Source organism: Lysinibacillus sp. GW247-5R2A (assembly GCF_059424475.1).
Genome location: NZ_JBWKZL010000002.1, coordinates 177501 through 193706 on the forward strand (window position 1 = coordinate 177501; position 16206 = coordinate 193706).

General features: G+C 37.5%; 14 protein-coding genes. 4 read left to right on the forward strand and 10 right to left on the reverse strand.

The features are described 5' to 3' along the window. Positions 1–123 precede the first annotated feature (123 nt). A complete protein-coding gene (locus AC07YC_RS04500; protein WP_233301766.1) occupies positions 124–642 on the reverse strand; it encodes an NUDIX hydrolase in 519 nt (172 codons plus the stop codon). A gap of 536 nt (positions 643–1178) precedes the next feature. Here AC07YC_RS04500 and AC07YC_RS04505 point away from each other — a divergent pair. Further along, the gene (locus AC07YC_RS04505) at positions 1179–1985 is read left to right on the forward strand and encodes a class I SAM-dependent methyltransferase (RefSeq protein WP_494918506.1); all 807 of its coding nucleotides are present in this window, start codon (positions 1179–1181) and stop codon (positions 1983–1985) included. A gap of 202 nt (positions 1986–2187) precedes the next feature. Here AC07YC_RS04505 and AC07YC_RS04510 read toward each other — a convergent pair whose 3' ends face one another. From AC07YC_RS04510 to AC07YC_RS04535, 6 genes are all read right to left on the reverse strand, one after another. Further along, the gene (locus tag AC07YC_RS04510; protein ID WP_008177687.1) at positions 2188–2937 is read right to left on the reverse strand and encodes an ABC transporter permease; all 750 of its coding nucleotides are present in this window, start codon (positions 2935–2937) and stop codon (positions 2188–2190) included. Next, positions 2938–3699 carry an ABC transporter ATP-binding protein gene (locus AC07YC_RS04515; RefSeq protein WP_494918507.1) on the reverse strand — a complete coding sequence of 254 codons (762 nt, stop codon included), beginning with the start codon at positions 3697–3699 and terminating at the stop codon, positions 2938–2940. It lies immediately after the preceding gene. A gap of 165 nt (positions 3700–3864) precedes the next feature. Then, complete coding sequence (locus AC07YC_RS04520) at positions 3865–4206, reverse strand: DUF1048 domain-containing protein (RefSeq protein ID WP_025116274.1); 342 nt, start codon at positions 4204–4206, stop codon at positions 3865–3867. 68 nt (positions 4207–4274) lie between these two features. Further along, entirely contained in the window at positions 4275–4595 is a 321-nt protein-coding gene (locus AC07YC_RS04525; RefSeq protein WP_336634544.1) for a PadR family transcriptional regulator, read from the reverse strand. A 592-nt stretch (positions 4596–5187) separates the two neighbouring features. Next, positions 5188–7305: a peptidase G2 autoproteolytic cleavage domain-containing protein gene (locus AC07YC_RS04530; RefSeq protein ID WP_494918508.1), complete on the reverse strand. Its 2118-nt coding sequence runs from the start codon at positions 7303–7305 to the stop codon at positions 5188–5190. A 760-nt stretch (positions 7306–8065) separates the two neighbouring features. Then, the gene (locus AC07YC_RS04535) at positions 8066–8482 is read right to left on the reverse strand and encodes an S-layer homology domain-containing protein (protein WP_494918509.1); all 417 of its coding nucleotides are present in this window, start codon (positions 8480–8482) and stop codon (positions 8066–8068) included. A gap of 196 nt (positions 8483–8678) precedes the next feature. Between AC07YC_RS04535 and AC07YC_RS04540 the strand changes: the two genes are divergently transcribed. After that, the gene (locus tag AC07YC_RS04540; protein ID WP_494918511.1) at positions 8679–9149 is read left to right on the forward strand and encodes a DUF2975 domain-containing protein; all 471 of its coding nucleotides are present in this window, start codon (positions 8679–8681) and stop codon (positions 9147–9149) included. A gap of 537 nt (positions 9150–9686) precedes the next feature. On the opposite strand, the gene AC07YC_RS04545 is transcribed toward AC07YC_RS04540, so the two are convergent. After that, complete coding sequence (locus tag AC07YC_RS04545; protein ID WP_494918513.1) at positions 9687–10592, reverse strand: NAD(P)/FAD-dependent oxidoreductase; 906 nt, start codon at positions 10590–10592, stop codon at positions 9687–9689. A 253-nt stretch (positions 10593–10845) separates the two neighbouring features. Between AC07YC_RS04545 and AC07YC_RS04550 the strand changes: the two genes are divergently transcribed. Both AC07YC_RS04550 and AC07YC_RS04555 read left to right on the forward strand, forming a co-directional pair. Next, positions 10846–11100 carry a GlsB/YeaQ/YmgE family stress response membrane protein gene (locus AC07YC_RS04550; RefSeq protein WP_008177675.1) on the forward strand — a complete coding sequence of 85 codons (255 nt, stop codon included), beginning with the start codon at positions 10846–10848 and terminating at the stop codon, positions 11098–11100. Between the two features lie 778 nt (positions 11101–11878). Then, positions 11879–12154 carry a YqhV family protein gene (locus AC07YC_RS04555; RefSeq protein WP_008177674.1) on the forward strand — a complete coding sequence of 92 codons (276 nt, stop codon included), beginning with the start codon at positions 11879–11881 and terminating at the stop codon, positions 12152–12154. 278 nt (positions 12155–12432) lie between these two features. On the opposite strand, the gene AC07YC_RS04560 is transcribed toward AC07YC_RS04555, so the two are convergent. Continuing rightward, positions 12433–14589, reverse strand: coding sequence for an ATP-dependent helicase (locus AC07YC_RS04560; RefSeq protein ID WP_494918515.1), 2157 nt, complete (start codon positions 14587–14589; stop codon positions 12433–12435). A gap of 270 nt (positions 14590–14859) precedes the next feature. Continuing rightward, positions 14860–15984: an S-layer homology domain-containing protein gene (locus tag AC07YC_RS04565; protein ID WP_494918517.1), complete on the reverse strand. Its 1125-nt coding sequence runs from the start codon at positions 15982–15984 to the stop codon at positions 14860–14862. Positions 15985–16206 lie beyond the last annotated feature (222 nt).

Sequence of the window (16206 nt, forward strand, 5' to 3'; positions counted from 1 at the left end):
TTTCAATTGCTTCATCTATAATTTCAAAAAAGATATCTAGTTCATCTATATCCTGTGTTAAAGTTTCTTCAATGTTTAAAAAAACTACTTGTAAATTACCTTTTGATGATTGCTGGAGATTAACTACAATCGAATAGAGCCTCGTTGCTTTCGGCTATCAAATAGTAATTGAATAAGGCTTTCATAATAAGGAATAAACTCTCCGTTTTTGATCATAGTCAAAATTTCTTGCTTGCTTGCCCATTTCACATTTTGTACTTCCTCATACTGTAAAGTGAGCTTATGTAGCTGCACATTTTCTTCGATTAGATATATATCGTCAAAACCGTTCTCAAAGTTAATGGTTAAATGAGGACGTATTTGCTGAAGATCTAATTGTAAACCTATTTCTTCATACAATTCTCTTTGTGCTGCAATTTGACTTGTATCCCCAGCTATCGCGCTCCCTCCCACAGTAAGGTCCCACATATTTGGCCATCCTTCTTTGAACGGCTGCCTTTGTTGAATGAGCATTTCTCCACTTGAATTAAAAATACATACATGAATAACTAAATGCCAATCATCAGGTCGAGGTTGTTCTCCACGAACCCAAATACGTTTTGTTTTAATACGATTTATATCATACACATCCCATAATTCCACAAAATCATCCATTTTCTAATTCCCCTCTCTTTTGCGCAATTTTAAAAATTAAGAAAAATGCAATTTCCATATATTTTAACATAAATAACTTCCCTAATTTAAAAATGACTCCACAACACAATCTGGCCCTTTAATGCAAATGGTAGTTTACCAATATTTATTTGTTTTCGGTCTCTTTCCAAACTTTCAATTGGGTACATTATTTTGAATGATTATGTATAGATTAAAAACCTTTAATGAACTAAAGTATCTTGAAATTAAATGAGCTACCTCAACATTTGCGCCCTTTTCCGTAATGACGACTGACAATTGTAGACAAAATGGGAAAGTAGGAATTGGAATTTCTTCTTCTAACTGACAAATTCATCGTTTTAACTTATAATATCTGGAATGATAATCGAGAGGGGAAATGAATTGATGCTGACTTTAAGAGAATACATCATTAACAAATTAAAACCATGTGAGGGTAAATGTAGCTAAGCCTCAATCCTTTACATAGCGTTCGGCAACGTTACGTTACCCAAGGAGGAGTCTATATGCAAGACCAAGTAAAATCATTTTGTCAAAAATATAATTTATATAAAGAAAATGAAATTCAACAGATACAATTACGTCATCGTTTCGCGTTAGTCAAGGCGTTTGGCATTCAAGAAGGTATGCGTGTTCTTGAAATTGGCTGCGGTCAAGGAGATACAACAGTAGTGTTGGCAGACATTGTTGGTGACACTGGGCATATACTTGCGCTTGATATCGCAGCAAGTGATTACGGTGCACCATTAACGCTTGCACAAGCCCATGCGCAAATTCAGTCATCGCCATTAGGGAAGCGAATCTCGTTTCATTTGGAGACAGATTTTTTAACGTTTCATCTCTTAGAGAACATTGATGTGGTCGTGTTGTCCCATAGTTCTTGGTATTTCAAATCAAAGGAACAGCTACTTCAGTATTTTCAACGCGCGAAGCAATTAGGTGTGAAGCTTTGTTTTGCAGAATGGGATATGGCGTATACGAGCATACAGCAGCGTAGTCATTTTTGTGCAGTTTCCATTTTAGCGCTTTATTCAGCCTTTATTGAAAACGAAGGGAACATTCAAAATGTGTGGAGTAAAAGTCAAAGTTTAGCTATTGCGGAAGCAGCGAATTTTCAGTTGAAAAAGTCTGTTATCGTTGAAGCGGACTATTTACAAGATGGTGGGTGGGAGCGTGATTATGCAAATGCCATCGCTGATGAATTTGAGATAGCACCACTTTCCATTCAAGCTTTAATAAAATCCTATATAGAAGTGATGAATGAGACACAGGAGGTCGCTTCTCTTAATAGTTTTGTTCAAGTATTTGAATAGTCGGACCTAACACAATCAACAAAGCGGTATGTTCACGCAAACATACCGCTTTGTTGTATTTATTTGTGCTATATTCAATCCTACAAACTCCATAACATATAAAATAAGAGGTGTCAGATGTCTCTACTGTATCCGTAAACAGGTACCTAATACTTAAGCAGTGATATGAATGACGCTACTGCTTTATTCTTTCATTATCTCCCTAACTTAACTGGCGCTTAAATTGTTTAATGGCGAAAAAGTAAGCGATAATCATGATGCCGACGCACCAAGAAAGAGCAAGCCAGATATCGTTGCCAACAGAACCTTCATATAAGAGGGCTCGAATCGCATTCACGATCGAGGTAACGGGCTGGTTTTCAGCAAACGTACGGACAATTTTAGGCATTGTTTCGGTGGGAACAAAGGCTGAACTGATAAACGGTAAGAAAATCAGAGGGTATGAGTAAGCTGTCGCCCCCTCCATAGTCCGTGCTGCCAATCCAGGAATAATGGCCAACCATGACAGAGCTAGCGTAAACAGACCCAGTATCCCAGCCACCGCAAGCCAATCCAGAGCTTCTGCGCTGGAACGGAAGCCCATCAAGAGAGCGACGAGGAAAACCACCACAATCGTAATGGCATTAGAAACAAGAGAGGTCAACACGTGAGCCCACAATACAGACGAGCGCTTGATGGGCATGGTCATAAAACGCGCCATCAGCCCGTTCTTTATATCCGTAAACATCCGTGCGGAAGTGTAAGCGCCGCCGGATGCGATAGCCATCAGCAAGATTCCTGGCAATAAATAATTGACGTAGTTATCTGTACCTGTCTCGATGGCGCCGCCAAATACGTAGACAAACAGAAGCATCATCATAATTGGCGTAATCGCCACTGTAATTATAGTATCCGGGCTGCGCATGATGTTACGCATTAATCGTCCTAATAATACCCATGTTTTGTTTGTCATTTATATTCCCTCCTTTTTTCCTATGATTCCGAGGAAGATTTCCTCCAGTGACGGTTGTTTTTCAATGTACTCTACTTTCGCTGGCGGGAACATCTCTTTGAGTTCGCTTAGAGTACCAGTTGTAATGATTTTTCCGTCATGTAGGATGGCAATACGATCAGCCATTTGTTCGGCTTCCTCCAGGTACTGTGTCGTGAGGAAGATGGTCGTGCCACCACCGGCAAGCTCCTTGACAGTTTCCCATACTTCAATCCGAGCTTCGGGGTCAAGCCCTGTTGTTGGTTCGTCTAGAAAAATGACTTCTGGCCTCCCAATTATGCTCATCGCAATGTCTAGCCTGCGCTTCATCCCGCCAGAGTATTTGTCTGCCCGACGATTGGTCGCTTCTATCAGGCTGAATTTTGCTATCAGATTGTCTGCGATTTGTGAAGGATTGGAAACGCCTCGCAACTTGGCAACCAGCATCAGGTTTTCCCGGCCAGTGAGCATGCCATCCAAAGCAGCGAACTGCCCTGTCAGGCTGATGCTCTGACGGACATAATCTGGTTGATGCTGGACATCATGACCGCAAATACCTACTTTGCCACCATCAGGCTTCATCAGCGTTGAAAGGATGTTGACTATCGTTGTCTTGCCTGCTCCATTTGAGCCTAGAAGTGCGAAAATTTCGCCACGATGCACCTCAAAATCCACCCCCTTTAAGACTTCCTTTTCTTGAAAAGATTTTTTTAACCCTTTTACAGAAATCACTTCATTAGTCATACTTTTTTCCTCCCTTATAAAAATCTCCTTACAGTTGCATTTATTCGACTACTCAGTCTAACTGATAATCTGTATAACTTAGTACTTATTTAAAAGTAAAACTGAATAGCGAAGGCGGTAATTAACCATTGTAATTAGCTATTCAGTCTTAATCATCGGGTCTATTTATTTTTTTCCTAATCGATTCAAAATGCTCTGATTCAAATCCTCACGATACTTGGCGATATAGGTTTTAGCGTTTGCTACTAGTTCATCAGCAAAGGATGCCACATCTTCACCTGTGATTTCCAGCACTTGTCTGCCTTCCGCTGCACCAGCTTCAAACAAATCGATCAATTCATACTGCATGTGCAGCATATCCATCCCATTGCCCGATGTAAAATTCCACATGTAGTTTTGAATTTTTTTAAATACAAATTGGTAGTCATCTGGAAGCTCCTCAACCCGTGCCATCATCATCTTGTACTCTTTTTTATCACCAATCAATTTTTTGAACATTTCTATCATGTTATTTTCCTCCTTTTTATTAAGCAAAAAAGATACCTCAAAAGTATTGGACGGAATATCCTATGAAACTAGATTGATTTTAGGACATTGATTTTCGAAGATATAAAATCCCATTTTTCCCAAAACAACTTAAGTTCTTCACGTCCTGCCTCATTAAGGGAGTAAAACTTGCGGGGTGGTCCCATATCTGACGGTTTCTTTTCAATACTTACCAGATTTTTCTTTTCTAAACGCACAAGGATGGTGTATACCGTCCCTTCTACGACTTCGGTAAAACCTAACTCATTCAAGCGTCGAGTAATTTCGTATCCGTAGGTTTCTTGGCGGCTAATGATTTCCAGTACGCAGCCTTCCAGCGAACCCTTCAGCATTTCTGTTAAATTTTCCATATTTAGAACCTCCTCTACTTTGTCTGACTTATATTCAGTACAACTTAGTACTTAGGTAAAATTTTTGTAAAACAGCTTTTGAGTAATCGAGCTATTAAGTATTACTTATTACAACTACATAGTATCAACTAGTAGCGTCCATGTCAACCGTTTTTCTTAAATACTTTTTGAATGTATTACCGTAGCTATCGACACCATTTTTCTTGAAGCCCTTTATTTTTTTCCGACCACTAACTTATACAGTGGGCATTCATCGAAGAAATTTTTTATCTTTCGGGGTTAGCGCTACCGTTCAAAAATATAACTAAATTCATTAACACTTATTATCAGTAAGCTTATTTCAATAGACATTAATTATGCAAATTCAAAAAATAAATTTTATTGAATCAAACAAAAACTACTCCAATTAATAGGATGCTCATATTCCTGATTTCATTTATGCCATAAAAAACACCCCTAAAGTTAGATTTTCAACTCAAACTTTAAAGGTGTAGGACCATTCAAGAAAATATCTAATTATAGACCTCGGCGTAGATAGAATAATAATTCAATATAAAAATTTAACAAAAACTTATAATAGCCTTATAAGTTGCTATTTAAACATAACCAAAATCTGATTAGGTCCAGTACGTTTCATCACTCGATAACCTTCATTGGAAGCTGTAGCAATCCCTTCATGATTCGGCATGCAATATTTTCCTGGTTTACATGTTCCGTCATCTCGGACTAATAGTTGCCCTAATAAACCCACAGCCGCCCATTCTGGTCTAATGAGCCTTGGAATGTATTCTTTTGTAGAATCCCATTCAGGGTTTACTAAAGGATGTGATGTGGTATGTTCGGGAGTGAGAATATTTCCTTTTTCATCTTTTTTTGCTGGAACAATAACATCCTTGTATTTTACTCTTCCCCATTCATCCAAGGCATATTTATTTTTCCACCTTAATTCTCCACTGTTACCTAATATAGCAGGAGTAGAGCTTGTAATTCCTAATATATAATCATCTTTATTATGCGCTTTTCTAATTTTATCACTTTCTTCATCAAAGGTAACAAAATACCCAACATCAATTGCATTTGAATCAACTGTTTCAAACAATTCAGCATAATCTGAAGCAGGCATACTCACCGTACCATCAATTTTTACATTTCCATTACTTAAGATTTTAGCTGCAAGTCCTTTGTTTGTTAAACTCGTTCCGTTTGCTAAATACCAAGAGTACGCAAGCTCATTGGCGTCTCCAAAACGCCCCATGATATGTGCACCTATAAGCCCATTTGTACTTGTATTATTTCCCTCTGCATGGGAAAAGGATCCGTCTGCGATTGTTTGGACTCCTTCGGCATGGGAAGCTCTTCCACTTGCTCTTGTTCGGTCTCCTTCTGCGTGGGAAATCAATCCACTTGCGATTGTAGCTGACCCTTCTGCGTGGGAAATGACTCCACTTGCCACTGTTGCTGACCCTTCCGCATGAGAATTAGAACCACTTGCCACTGTTGCTGACCCTTCCGCATGAGAATTCAATCCCCTAGCAATTGTATTAGAGCCTTCTGCATGAGAATTGGAAGCACTCGCCAATGTTGCTGACCCTTCCGCATGAGAATTCAATCCCCTAGCGATGGTATCAGAGCCTTCGGCATGGGCAGCCCGTCCACTTGCAGTCGTCCCTTGCCCTTCTGCGTGGGAAAAATCATTAGAAGCCGTAGTACGCCTAACAATCTCTCCTGCAGTATTCCTTGTTGGGCCACCCTCAGAATGAGAAGCTCTTCCTTCAGCTCTTGTTTCTTCTCCTTCCGCATGGGCAGCAAATCCTTTCGTAAGATCCCCAACTACACCTGCAATAGATCGAGCTCCTTCCGCATGAGAAGCATCGCCACTTGCAGTAGTAACACTTCCTTCCGCATGGGAGGCTCTTCCTGCAGCCCTAGTCAGTTCTCCTTCCGCATGAGAAGCTCTTCTTTCTGACCGTGTAGAATCTCCTTCGGCATGGGCAGCGATGGAACTAGCTATGGTGCCGGCCCCTTCTGCGTGGGATGAATCTCCACTTGCTGTAGAAAGGCTCCCTTCCGCATGGGATGCAATACCACTGCTTACAGCGTCTTGCCCTTCTGCATGTGAAAAGTCTGCACTAGCTGTTGTTCTAAACCCTTCAGTATGAGAAGCTCTTCCTTCGGATTTTGTTAATTCTCCTTCCGCATGAGAAATGAATCCGCTAGCTTCAGTTTCAGACCCTTCTGCGTGGGAGATATCTCCACTAGCAATAGACAAAAGACCTTCAGCATGAGATTGACTTCCTTGGGCCTTGGTCTGATCTCCTTCTGCGTGTGATATTCCACCAGATGCTACTGTTAGAGAGCCTTCGGCATGGGAAGCTTCTCCACTGGCGAATGTACCTGATCCTTCTGCATGGGAAGCAAATCCAAATCCAACCGTATTATTTCCTTCAGCATGAGAAGATCCACCTTGAGCAACAGTTTCTTGACCTTCAGCATGAGAAAAACCACCACTAGCAGTGGTATTTGAGCCTTCCGCATGGGAAGCAAAGCCAACAGCAGCGTTAGCAGTACCTTCCACTACGGAACATCCATTTGCAGGATCAACAACAATACAATTACTACAACAAGGTGTAGGTGCCATAACCTCTACTTCCTCCGCTTGCTTCTCTATCTTTTGATTTTCATTGACCTTTTTCTTGTTTGAGTTCGTCATAAATTCTCCTTTCATTAATATCAACTTATTAAAGTATTTCCTTTATCAAAGATGCTACGTAGGCCTTGTACTGCGAAAACTTTAGATGAAGTATATAAAATGCCATTTCTTAGAATGACATTATGAAAACGGTCTTAAATTTTGAGTTTAAATGCGTATCCCCATTGAACCCCCCACCCCTTTGGCAGGCGCATTTTTTGTTAGTCAGCGTTTGACATTCGCGGCTTTTGCTTTCGATAAATCAGAAATCCATTAGGTGCTATCTATCATTCCAACAACTGATAGATACAATTAATTGTAGGTTGGATAGATTTATTTACGTTGAAACAGACTGTTGATTACATAAAAAACTATTACATAAACTTTTGATTATCATTTCATTACAAGGTAGACATCATTTGTTTCAACGATAGGCAATCTATTAAGCTCCCTTGTTCCTAAATCTGATCTATCTATAAATATGCATCCTCAAATCTAATTGACTAGGATTAAATCTTATTTTTTTTATTAAGATAAAATTATCGATTATATTTGTTCTTATTTGGTAAGCATAGACTCTCCTGAACTATAGATGCACCTCAGACATTTGAACTCTGAACTATTAGCTATTCAAACTATGATTTAGTCACTTACATTATAAACACCCTATGTAAGCAGACTAGTACCATTTTGACATGGATGGTTTGATCATTTACATAGTCAATAAAAAACTACACATGTAGCGGCGGCATCTGCCTAACCGAACTTGTGTAGTCTCATTTCATTGTTTGACCATTCTTTCTGTTGCTAGCTGCCTTGATTTCTCAATGGCCCAATGTGGATTAGGAACATCTTTAAATGTAGACGTTGTAATTTCTGCTAAAGCGGGACGCTCGAATAATTGGTTGAGTACTTTCACTGCCTGTGCGCGTGTAATCGTGCCATTTGGATTGAATGTCTTTTCCGTTGTACCATTAAACAAACCAGCTTGCTGTACAACTTCAATCGCATCTTTTGAAGGATGAATTATTGTATCCTCAAAAGAATTATTTTTTATTGTAGGGATGTCTCCATTTGTTAAAAACCGAGCTAACATCGTAGCCAATTGGGCACTTGTTACCGAAACATTTGGTTTGAATGTACCATCTGGGTAGACAAGGTGAATTGTTCGTGACTCTTGTGATATAACAATTAACATTCCAAACGAGGTTTCAATATGGAGTAAAACGGTATAATTTTATTTCAAATCAACATCAAAGTACAGCACACCGTTAATTCAACAAAAAATCAATTGAATAACAACAATAATATAATGAAAAACAAAATAAATATATTGATAAACGATAATAAATAAGCTACTATCATATTATCATCAAATCAGTGAGGTGCTTCAAATGAATGTTAAACTAAGTTCAACTTTTTTCTTAAAAATCATTGCTTTTCTTATTGGAATTGGGGTACTTGCTGTGTGTGTATATTGGCTACCTCAAGCAGCTATACGAGATGCTAAAGTGCGTCCCGGTGATTACTCGATATATCCTTTATTACTATGTGCCTACGGTGTATGCATTGCTTTTTCTGTTGCGTTGTTTCAAGCATATAAACTGTTAAGCTATATCCATCTAAACAATGCCTTTTCTGAGTTATCTCTTAAATCCTTGAAGGCTATAAAAAAATGTGCTTTCACCGTAATTTTCTTCATTTTAATGCTACTAGTTTACTTAAGGATTTTTGCGATGTTCACGGGTGACGATGCAGCAGGTCCGATTGCACTTGGTCTAATAGGGATTTTAATAACAGCTATCATCGCAGCCATTATAGACGTACTTCAAAAGCCCATAAAAAATGCTCTAGAAAAAATGTAGATTTTGACTACTTTCCCTACTGAACCTTAAATGAAAAATGGGCGCCTTTTCTTTTTGAAAAGACACCACCAATTTAGACATTCCATTAAGTTATACAGCTATGAAGGATTGAATTCGGTATTGTACCGTGTTTAATCCTTTTAATTTCTCTGCACTGAAGTTTTTCTATTTAAAATAGCCATAAATGCTACATTAGTTTATTGATGATGAGCCAAGGATGGAAAGTGAAAGATATAGATTTGCGTCTAATTGGGTCCATTAGGTTGTGGTTTTTTAACAGGTAGTGGAATAGTAACTGTTTTTTTAGTTTAATGATTCAGTTCAAGTATTCAATATCTAAATCGGGGCTTTTAGTATTAAATTCTATTCTTTTATGTTTTCGAAAAGCTGTGCCATAGTTCGAAAACTTCAACAAAAAAACTTCAAACCTTCAAGCTTTTTAAACAATACGAAAAACGAATTCTAAAATCAAAATTCGTCCTTCGTAAATGGAATTTTAGCTAAGTTTTAGTTGAAGCTGCTGGTATTATGACATAATCAAAAGCGGTCCATCGTTATATCAGAATTTACTGCAACCGCAGCTTTATTACCTTTTGCAGCTGAAATCATTAAAGAGGATGGTTTAGATCTTTCGGTTTCACCTGCAATATATACATTTTTTTGGGTTGTTCTACCAACACCGTCTGTAATAACTTTCCCATTCTCATGAATTTCACAGCCAAGCTTCTCAGCAAATTGATTGGGGCGATAATAAGATGGGGCAACAAATCCACCAGATCTTACAATTGTTTCCCCTGTTTCCAATTCAATTTTTTGTAAATAACCATCATTACCTATTAAGCCTTTGATCTTTTCCGATATGATTTTAATATTGTGTTTTTGTAACTCCATTTTACCTTCTTTAGATAGTTGGGCCCCATTTGTTAAGACAACCAAATCCTTCGACCAATTATAAACTAACTTAGTCAAATGTAGTACATGCTCTTCTTTTTCTGCAATAACCACTAATGGCTTATCTCTTTGCTCCCAGCCATCACAATACGGACAACTAAATAGGCTTTTCCCATAAAACTTTCTTATACTTGGTATAGTAAATATTTCTTGAATACCTGTGGCGAGTATTATTTTTTCTGTAACAAATTCCTCACTAGTAGATGTTTTGACAGTAAATCGCTCATTTCCTATATCCTTAATAATTTCAGTTACTGTGGAAGTAAAATAGAATACGGACGGGTAATTTTCCAGCTCTTTTAACGCTATTTCTTTAAACGCTTGTGGTTTTATACCATCTCGAGTAATAAATCCATGTGATGCTTGTGTCACTCTATTCCTATTGGTTCTATCGTCAAATAATGCAATGTTTCTTCTAGCCCTTCCTAACGTTAAACTAGCACTTAAACCTGAAGGACCTCCACCTATAATGATACAATCAAGAACATTCATTATTTACCTCCATACTGATTTGGATTTGTTTTGAATTGTTATTTGCATAAGAAAACTCATTATTTCCCACATCATGGATTTCCATTCTTTACACTATATTCGTTTTCTTGTTTTTTAACGAAGAATTTTTGTTTTTCCACTATCACGCCCCGTTAGTTTAAATATTTTTTCTCTATATAGTTTAAAGATGCTTAATAAAGGTTATATAACACTATAGCGAAATATTTATAATACAAGATAGGAGATGTACAGTATGAGTTTCATTTGGTTTTTAATAATTGGCGGGCTTATCGGTTGGCTTGCAGGAATAATTTTGGGAAAAGATATCCCAGGTGGCATTATTGGTAATATTATTGCAGGTATTATTGGTGCATGGATTGGTGGTACGCTTCTAGGTAGTTGGGGTCCTAAAATTTCTGATTTCTATGTCTTCCCTGCTCTCATTGGTGCAATTTTATTAGTTTTCATTGTAAGCTTAATTATGAAATCATTGCGTCAAGCTGCGTAAGCTAGATAGATTTATGAGGTAAACGAATCAGACATAATCAACAATAAATAGTGTAAAAAAGCGGCCTTCCACAATATCTAATCTGTGGAGGACCGCTTTTACTTTGTTCTTCTTTACTTAACCATCCTCAGCTCCCTAAAATCAAGAAACAGAACGGCTTAGTATTCGCTAAAAAATAAGAAAATAATGCAGGCTATTAACGAAAAAATACCAGTCCCTAAAGCAATAGTTCCATTAGCAATGTTATATTTACTTTTCTTTCTCAGCTTAAATATGAAAAGTAGTCCCGTGGCTGTTGTAATAAGGAATATTATAAAAAACCGATAGGCACAATATACATTTAATGAATTCCTCCATTGTTAAGTTTATTTTTAATTCTCATTCTAACATGATTCATTATTCTTATCCGTTTCCTGAATATATACTACTTCAAGCATTGCTCAAATGTAGAGATAGATTCTAGTAAATGGTCTCCCCTCACTTAAAATGAAGAATTCGCAAAGTATGGTAGTGGGATAATTATGTGTATCTATGACTTACTTAACCATTGTCTAATACAATAATAAAAATCTATTTAACTAGAAAAAAAGATATATCAAATTGCTCCGATTGCCTAGAAAATCACTTATTAACTCAACTATAAAGCATTATATAACAAGAATATTTGATATGAGCCTTACATATATTGATGTTAATATTTCTATAAATCAGAAGTCTATATTGATTCTATTCGAATGATGGAATGTTCGTATAAACGAAAATTATTGATAAAGATAGGATGATGACAATTATTGATAAATCTCTTCTTGCTATGGTTATTTTACGGGTTTTGTCTGGAAGTATAGAAGTAAGTGCTGGGTTGTTAATGCTAAAATTGAATAGTTTAGAAAAAGCTTTCTATATTAATACACTGCTTGCTTTGGTTGGTCCAACCGTTTTAATCGTAACGACTGCCATTGCCTTATTTGGACTCGCTGATAAAATTCCTGTCATGAGAATCATTTGCCTATTTACAGGAATTACACTTATTCTAATTAGCTCTCATATAAAGTAAGTAAAGATATCCAACAAAAAGGATGTTATTTAAATTTTTAAAAGTATCATTTACTTTCTATCATGATCACTAAACAAAGAACCATTCATTTCTTCACAGCAACTAGATATTCTGTCCATCGATTACAAGCCCCACATAAATCTACTCTATCGAAGACAGATAATAAGATCATCTTTTAACGCGATAACCATTAATAGTCTTTTCTCGCTTTGTATTTTGCCAAATTCAATGACCGAGCGGACCCTTGTACATTTAAAAAACTCCAGAATACGCTACACTTACTCTTCCATCATTTCTAAATAGCCTTGCTGTAAACATGTATCCGTCACAAACTTCTTATTTCCTGTTGTAAATGACAATTCAATCGTGCTACTTGTAACAGCTACTATTTCCCCTTCTCCAAAAATCACATGCATTACTTTCGAGCCAATGATTAACGCTGACTCGGTTGTAATCGTCCGCTCATTATGATATTGCTTCAGTGCCTTCCTCGGGCTTTTCTCCGCTTTCTTTGGTACTTCCTGCGGTGAAACGATTTGTTTTAACTCCTTCATGAAAATCGATGGCTCCACACTTGTTTTAAAGCGCTTGCTATACGAAATTAATTCCAAATGGCGAATCGCTCGCGTGATCCCTACATAAAAGAGCCGCGTTTCCTCTTCAATTTCTTCTTCCTGCTCACTAGGTAAAATCCCTTCAATTAAGTCAATCAAATACACACGGTCAAATTCTAAGCCTTTTGAACTGTGCAATGTTGTCAGTGTAATGGCATTCAAATCATTTTCAATGTGAGACGAGCGGGCTAAATGTTCAAGCTGCTTCAAACGACCTGCAAATTCAGTCATCGTCTGCGTATGGCGCGCAATTAAACCAAGTACATCTACAATATCTAGTAAATTTTCATAATTCAAACCGAGAGTCTCACTCATTTTCTTTAAAGTACGCTCATAACCAAAGTCATAACGGATATGCTCAAGCATGGCGGTTGGCGTCGTTTTATCAAATTGAATGCTATCATACGTTTTGCGAATTCGCTTAATATATTCAGGCTGATAATCCTTTAATTCAACATGCTCTAACAACTGTGTGAATACACAGCCTTCCTCTGGCACTCTTTGTAGTGCCTTCAATTGCGCTGGTGTAATATAAGCATTCATTTTTCTATAAATTTTTTCAAAGACAGTGATGTTTTTTGTGTTGTACGCTAGACGCATGAAGTTCATAATATCCTCCACGACCCAATGCGTAAAAAAGCGAATGGTGGAATCTTTCATATAGAAGGGCAAACCTGCTCTGTCAATCGCGTCCATAAGCGGAATGGCTGACGTATTATTTCGATATAAAATAGCCGTTGAGCCACGCTTAGACAGATTTTTCAACTGATCCACTAAATATTTGGCCTGTAAATGGTAATTTTCTAGAATCTTAAATGAGATTGGCTCTGCTGCAGGGTTTTCCGTAAACATTTGTTTGTTATAACGTTTTTTATTACGCTGAATGAATGTATTGGCTGGCTCTACAATCGTTGCAGAAGAGCGATAGTTTTGTGTCATCAGTAAAACTTGCGCCTCCGGAAATACCTTTTGGAAATCCAACAAATAGTCTGGGTCTGCACCGCGCCAGCTATAAATGACCTGATCCTCATCCGCGACGACGCATAAATTTTGATGGACTGCGACAAGCTTCGCGATAATCTCATGCTGGACGGGTGATGTATCCTGACTCTCATCCGTAAAATAATAATCATAGCGACGTTGGTATTGTGCCAGCACTTCTCGGTTTTTCGTGAAAATTTCATTTGCCATTAATAGCATATCATCAAAATCAATTAACAAACGGTCACTACCTGTGCGCTTATATTCCTCATAACGTTGTAAAATCTGTACTTTTTTTGGCACCTTTACATTTGCAATATCCCACTCCTGTTCTGGCAGCATTTTATTTTTGATAAACGTTATGTACGTTAGTAGCTCGTCTAGCTGATCTTCCGTAATTTTTGTGTCATTTAATTGTTCAAAAATCTCGCGAAGCACTCTTTTTTTAGAAACGACACCCGGCTTGTCCGATTCTTCAATAATGCCGTACGAAATGCCCTGACGTTCAAGTGTCTGCCGCACCACTTGAAAAGCTAAACTATGAATCGTCGAGAAATCAACCGGTGGCAAATGCGGGAAAAACTTTGCAAAACGTGCCTTCATATCACCTGCCGATGCCTTGCTAAACGTAACAGCCTTTATGCGAGAAGGCTTCACACCAAGCTCCTCAATCATATATCCAATACGCATAATAATCGTCGTCGTTTTTCCTGAACCAGGTGATGCCAATAGTAGCAACGGACCATTCGTTTGCAGCACTGCCTGCGCCTGTACATCATTTAGACGAACGCCAAGTGAACGTTCCTTTTCCTCAAAAAACGCTTTTTGCGCTCCATTCATATCCATCGCTCCATTCAAAAATCTATACTATATTATAACCTAATGAATTCAATGATGAGGATTCTACAGAGGAAAGCCCCACAATTAGCGCCAATACTGGATCTTAATCCACAATAAAAACCGAAATCAGAAATTCCGGTTCGTCTTTTATATATGTAAATTGACATTATTTCTACCACATAATTTTGAAGTAAAACTTTTAAAGATAAACTTATTTACTTTAAGAAAAAAAGCGGATTTGAGATAATAAATCCCTTCCGCTTTTTGTTCTTAGTTGATCTCAGTTTCTAATGCTTCTTTCCAATCTTGGTCAGAGTCATCTTCATCAAGAACAACGTTATAAATTTTCCATTTACCATCATCATTTTTCTTAAGATAAGCAGTACCTGATAAGTCAATGTTCATGTTAAAAGACATATCTGGAGCTGTCATAGATACTTTATATACTAGGTTATCAATGCGAACTTCAGCAAAATGATTCGTTACAGAAACTGTTTTAATCACATGTTCACCAATCTGTTCCATTGTAAATTTAGTATCTGGATCTTCTTCAATCATACCTGCCATATCCATACTATCAAGTGCATAAGCTAGTTGGTAACCCATTGTCGTTTCACGATAAAGGGCTTTTAATGCTTCTATGTCTTGTTGTTCAGTAAACTTCATCTCATCTTTAATGTAACGATCCACTGTTTGAAGGCTTGCAGCTGGATCTTCATCTGTTCCTGGCACTAAATGTAAGGCACGGTCAATCATCACGATAGCTTCAGCGCGAGTTGCATCATTGTAAGGTTTGAAGACATTTCCATATCCTTTGATAATTCCTAAAGCTGCCGTTTTCATAACCGCTTCATAGGCAAAATTACCCTTTGGTACATCTGGGAATACTTTTCCTGTTGCTGAAAAATCAAGCGTTGACTCAAATGCACGGTAAATCATGACTGCCATTTCGTTACGTGTAATCTTATCATTCGGTCGGAAAGTGCCGTCTGGTTTACCATTGATTATGCCTTGGCTGCTAGCAACCTTCACATACTCGTAATACCATTTCGCTGGTTTTACATCAGGGAACGATTTAACTGTTTCACCTGCATGTAAATTCATTGAATTCACTAAAATTTTCGTGAATTCAGCTCGAGTAATCGAATTTTTTGGTTTTATAGAGACGTATGTATAATCATATTTCTCCCCATCTTCCTCAAACGATTCTGTTTCCACATATCCGTCAATAATATCTGCATACAGGAAACGTTCCAATTCTTCGTATGCCCAATGATCGTAATCAACATCATCCAAAAAATATAAATCGATGGGTTTTTCTGCTGCTGCTGCTGGTGAAACACAAATTAATCCAAAAAATACAAGGGAAGATAAAAAAACATAAAGTGCTTTCATTGGTGGTTCCTCTACTTTCTTCTATTAAATTTTTACCAATAGACGTAGTTTACATGACTGCTACAAATATTAATAGAGTGTAAAATATGGAAATGAATAATGTTTTTTAGAAAAATGGTTCATATAAAATTAGTCTCAGTGTATATGAAAGTCTGGCAGAGGTTTAATTAGCTAATATTTCAGTTATAGGCTAGGAGCATTCTGAATTGAAAAAGAAATTAT

Excerpts from the sequence above, each read along its gene's own strand:
- AC07YC_RS04505 (WP_494918506.1), top strand. The coding sequence starts at position 1,179 with ATGCAAGACCAAGTAAAATCATTTTGTCAAAAATATAATTTATATAAA.
- AC07YC_RS04510 (WP_008177687.1), bottom strand. The coding sequence starts at position 2,937 with ATGACAAACAAAACATGGGTATTATTAGGACGATTAATGCGTAACATC.
- AC07YC_RS04515 (WP_494918507.1), bottom strand. The coding sequence starts at position 3,699 with ATGACTAATGAAGTGATTTCTGTAAAAGGGTTAAAAAAATCTTTTCAA.
- AC07YC_RS04520 (WP_025116274.1), bottom strand. The coding sequence starts at position 4,206 with ATGATAGAAATGTTCAAAAAATTGATTGGTGATAAAAAAGAGTACAAG.
- AC07YC_RS04525 (WP_336634544.1), bottom strand. The coding sequence starts at position 4,595 with ATGGAAAATTTAACAGAAATGCTGAAGGGTTCGCTGGAAGGCTGCGTA.
- AC07YC_RS04530 (WP_494918508.1), bottom strand. The coding sequence starts at position 7,305 with ATGACGAACTCAAACAAGAAAAAGGTCAATGAAAATCAAAAGATAGAG.
- AC07YC_RS04535 (WP_494918509.1), bottom strand. The coding sequence starts at position 8,482 with ATGTTAATTGTTATATCACAAGAGTCACGAACAATTCACCTTGTCTAC.
- AC07YC_RS04540 (WP_494918511.1), top strand. The coding sequence starts at position 8,679 with ATGAATGTTAAACTAAGTTCAACTTTTTTCTTAAAAATCATTGCTTTT.
- AC07YC_RS04545 (WP_494918513.1), bottom strand. The coding sequence starts at position 10,592 with ATGAATGTTCTTGATTGTATCATTATAGGTGGAGGTCCTTCAGGTTTA.
- AC07YC_RS04550 (WP_008177675.1), top strand. The coding sequence starts at position 10,846 with ATGAGTTTCATTTGGTTTTTAATAATTGGCGGGCTTATCGGTTGGCTT.
- AC07YC_RS04555 (WP_008177674.1), top strand. The coding sequence starts at position 11,879 with ATGATGACAATTATTGATAAATCTCTTCTTGCTATGGTTATTTTACGG.
- AC07YC_RS04560 (WP_494918515.1), bottom strand. The coding sequence starts at position 14,589 with ATGAATGGAGCGCAAAAAGCGTTTTTTGAGGAAAAGGAACGTTCACTT.
- AC07YC_RS04565 (WP_494918517.1), bottom strand. The coding sequence starts at position 15,984 with ATGAAAGCACTTTATGTTTTTTTATCTTCCCTTGTATTTTTTGGATTA.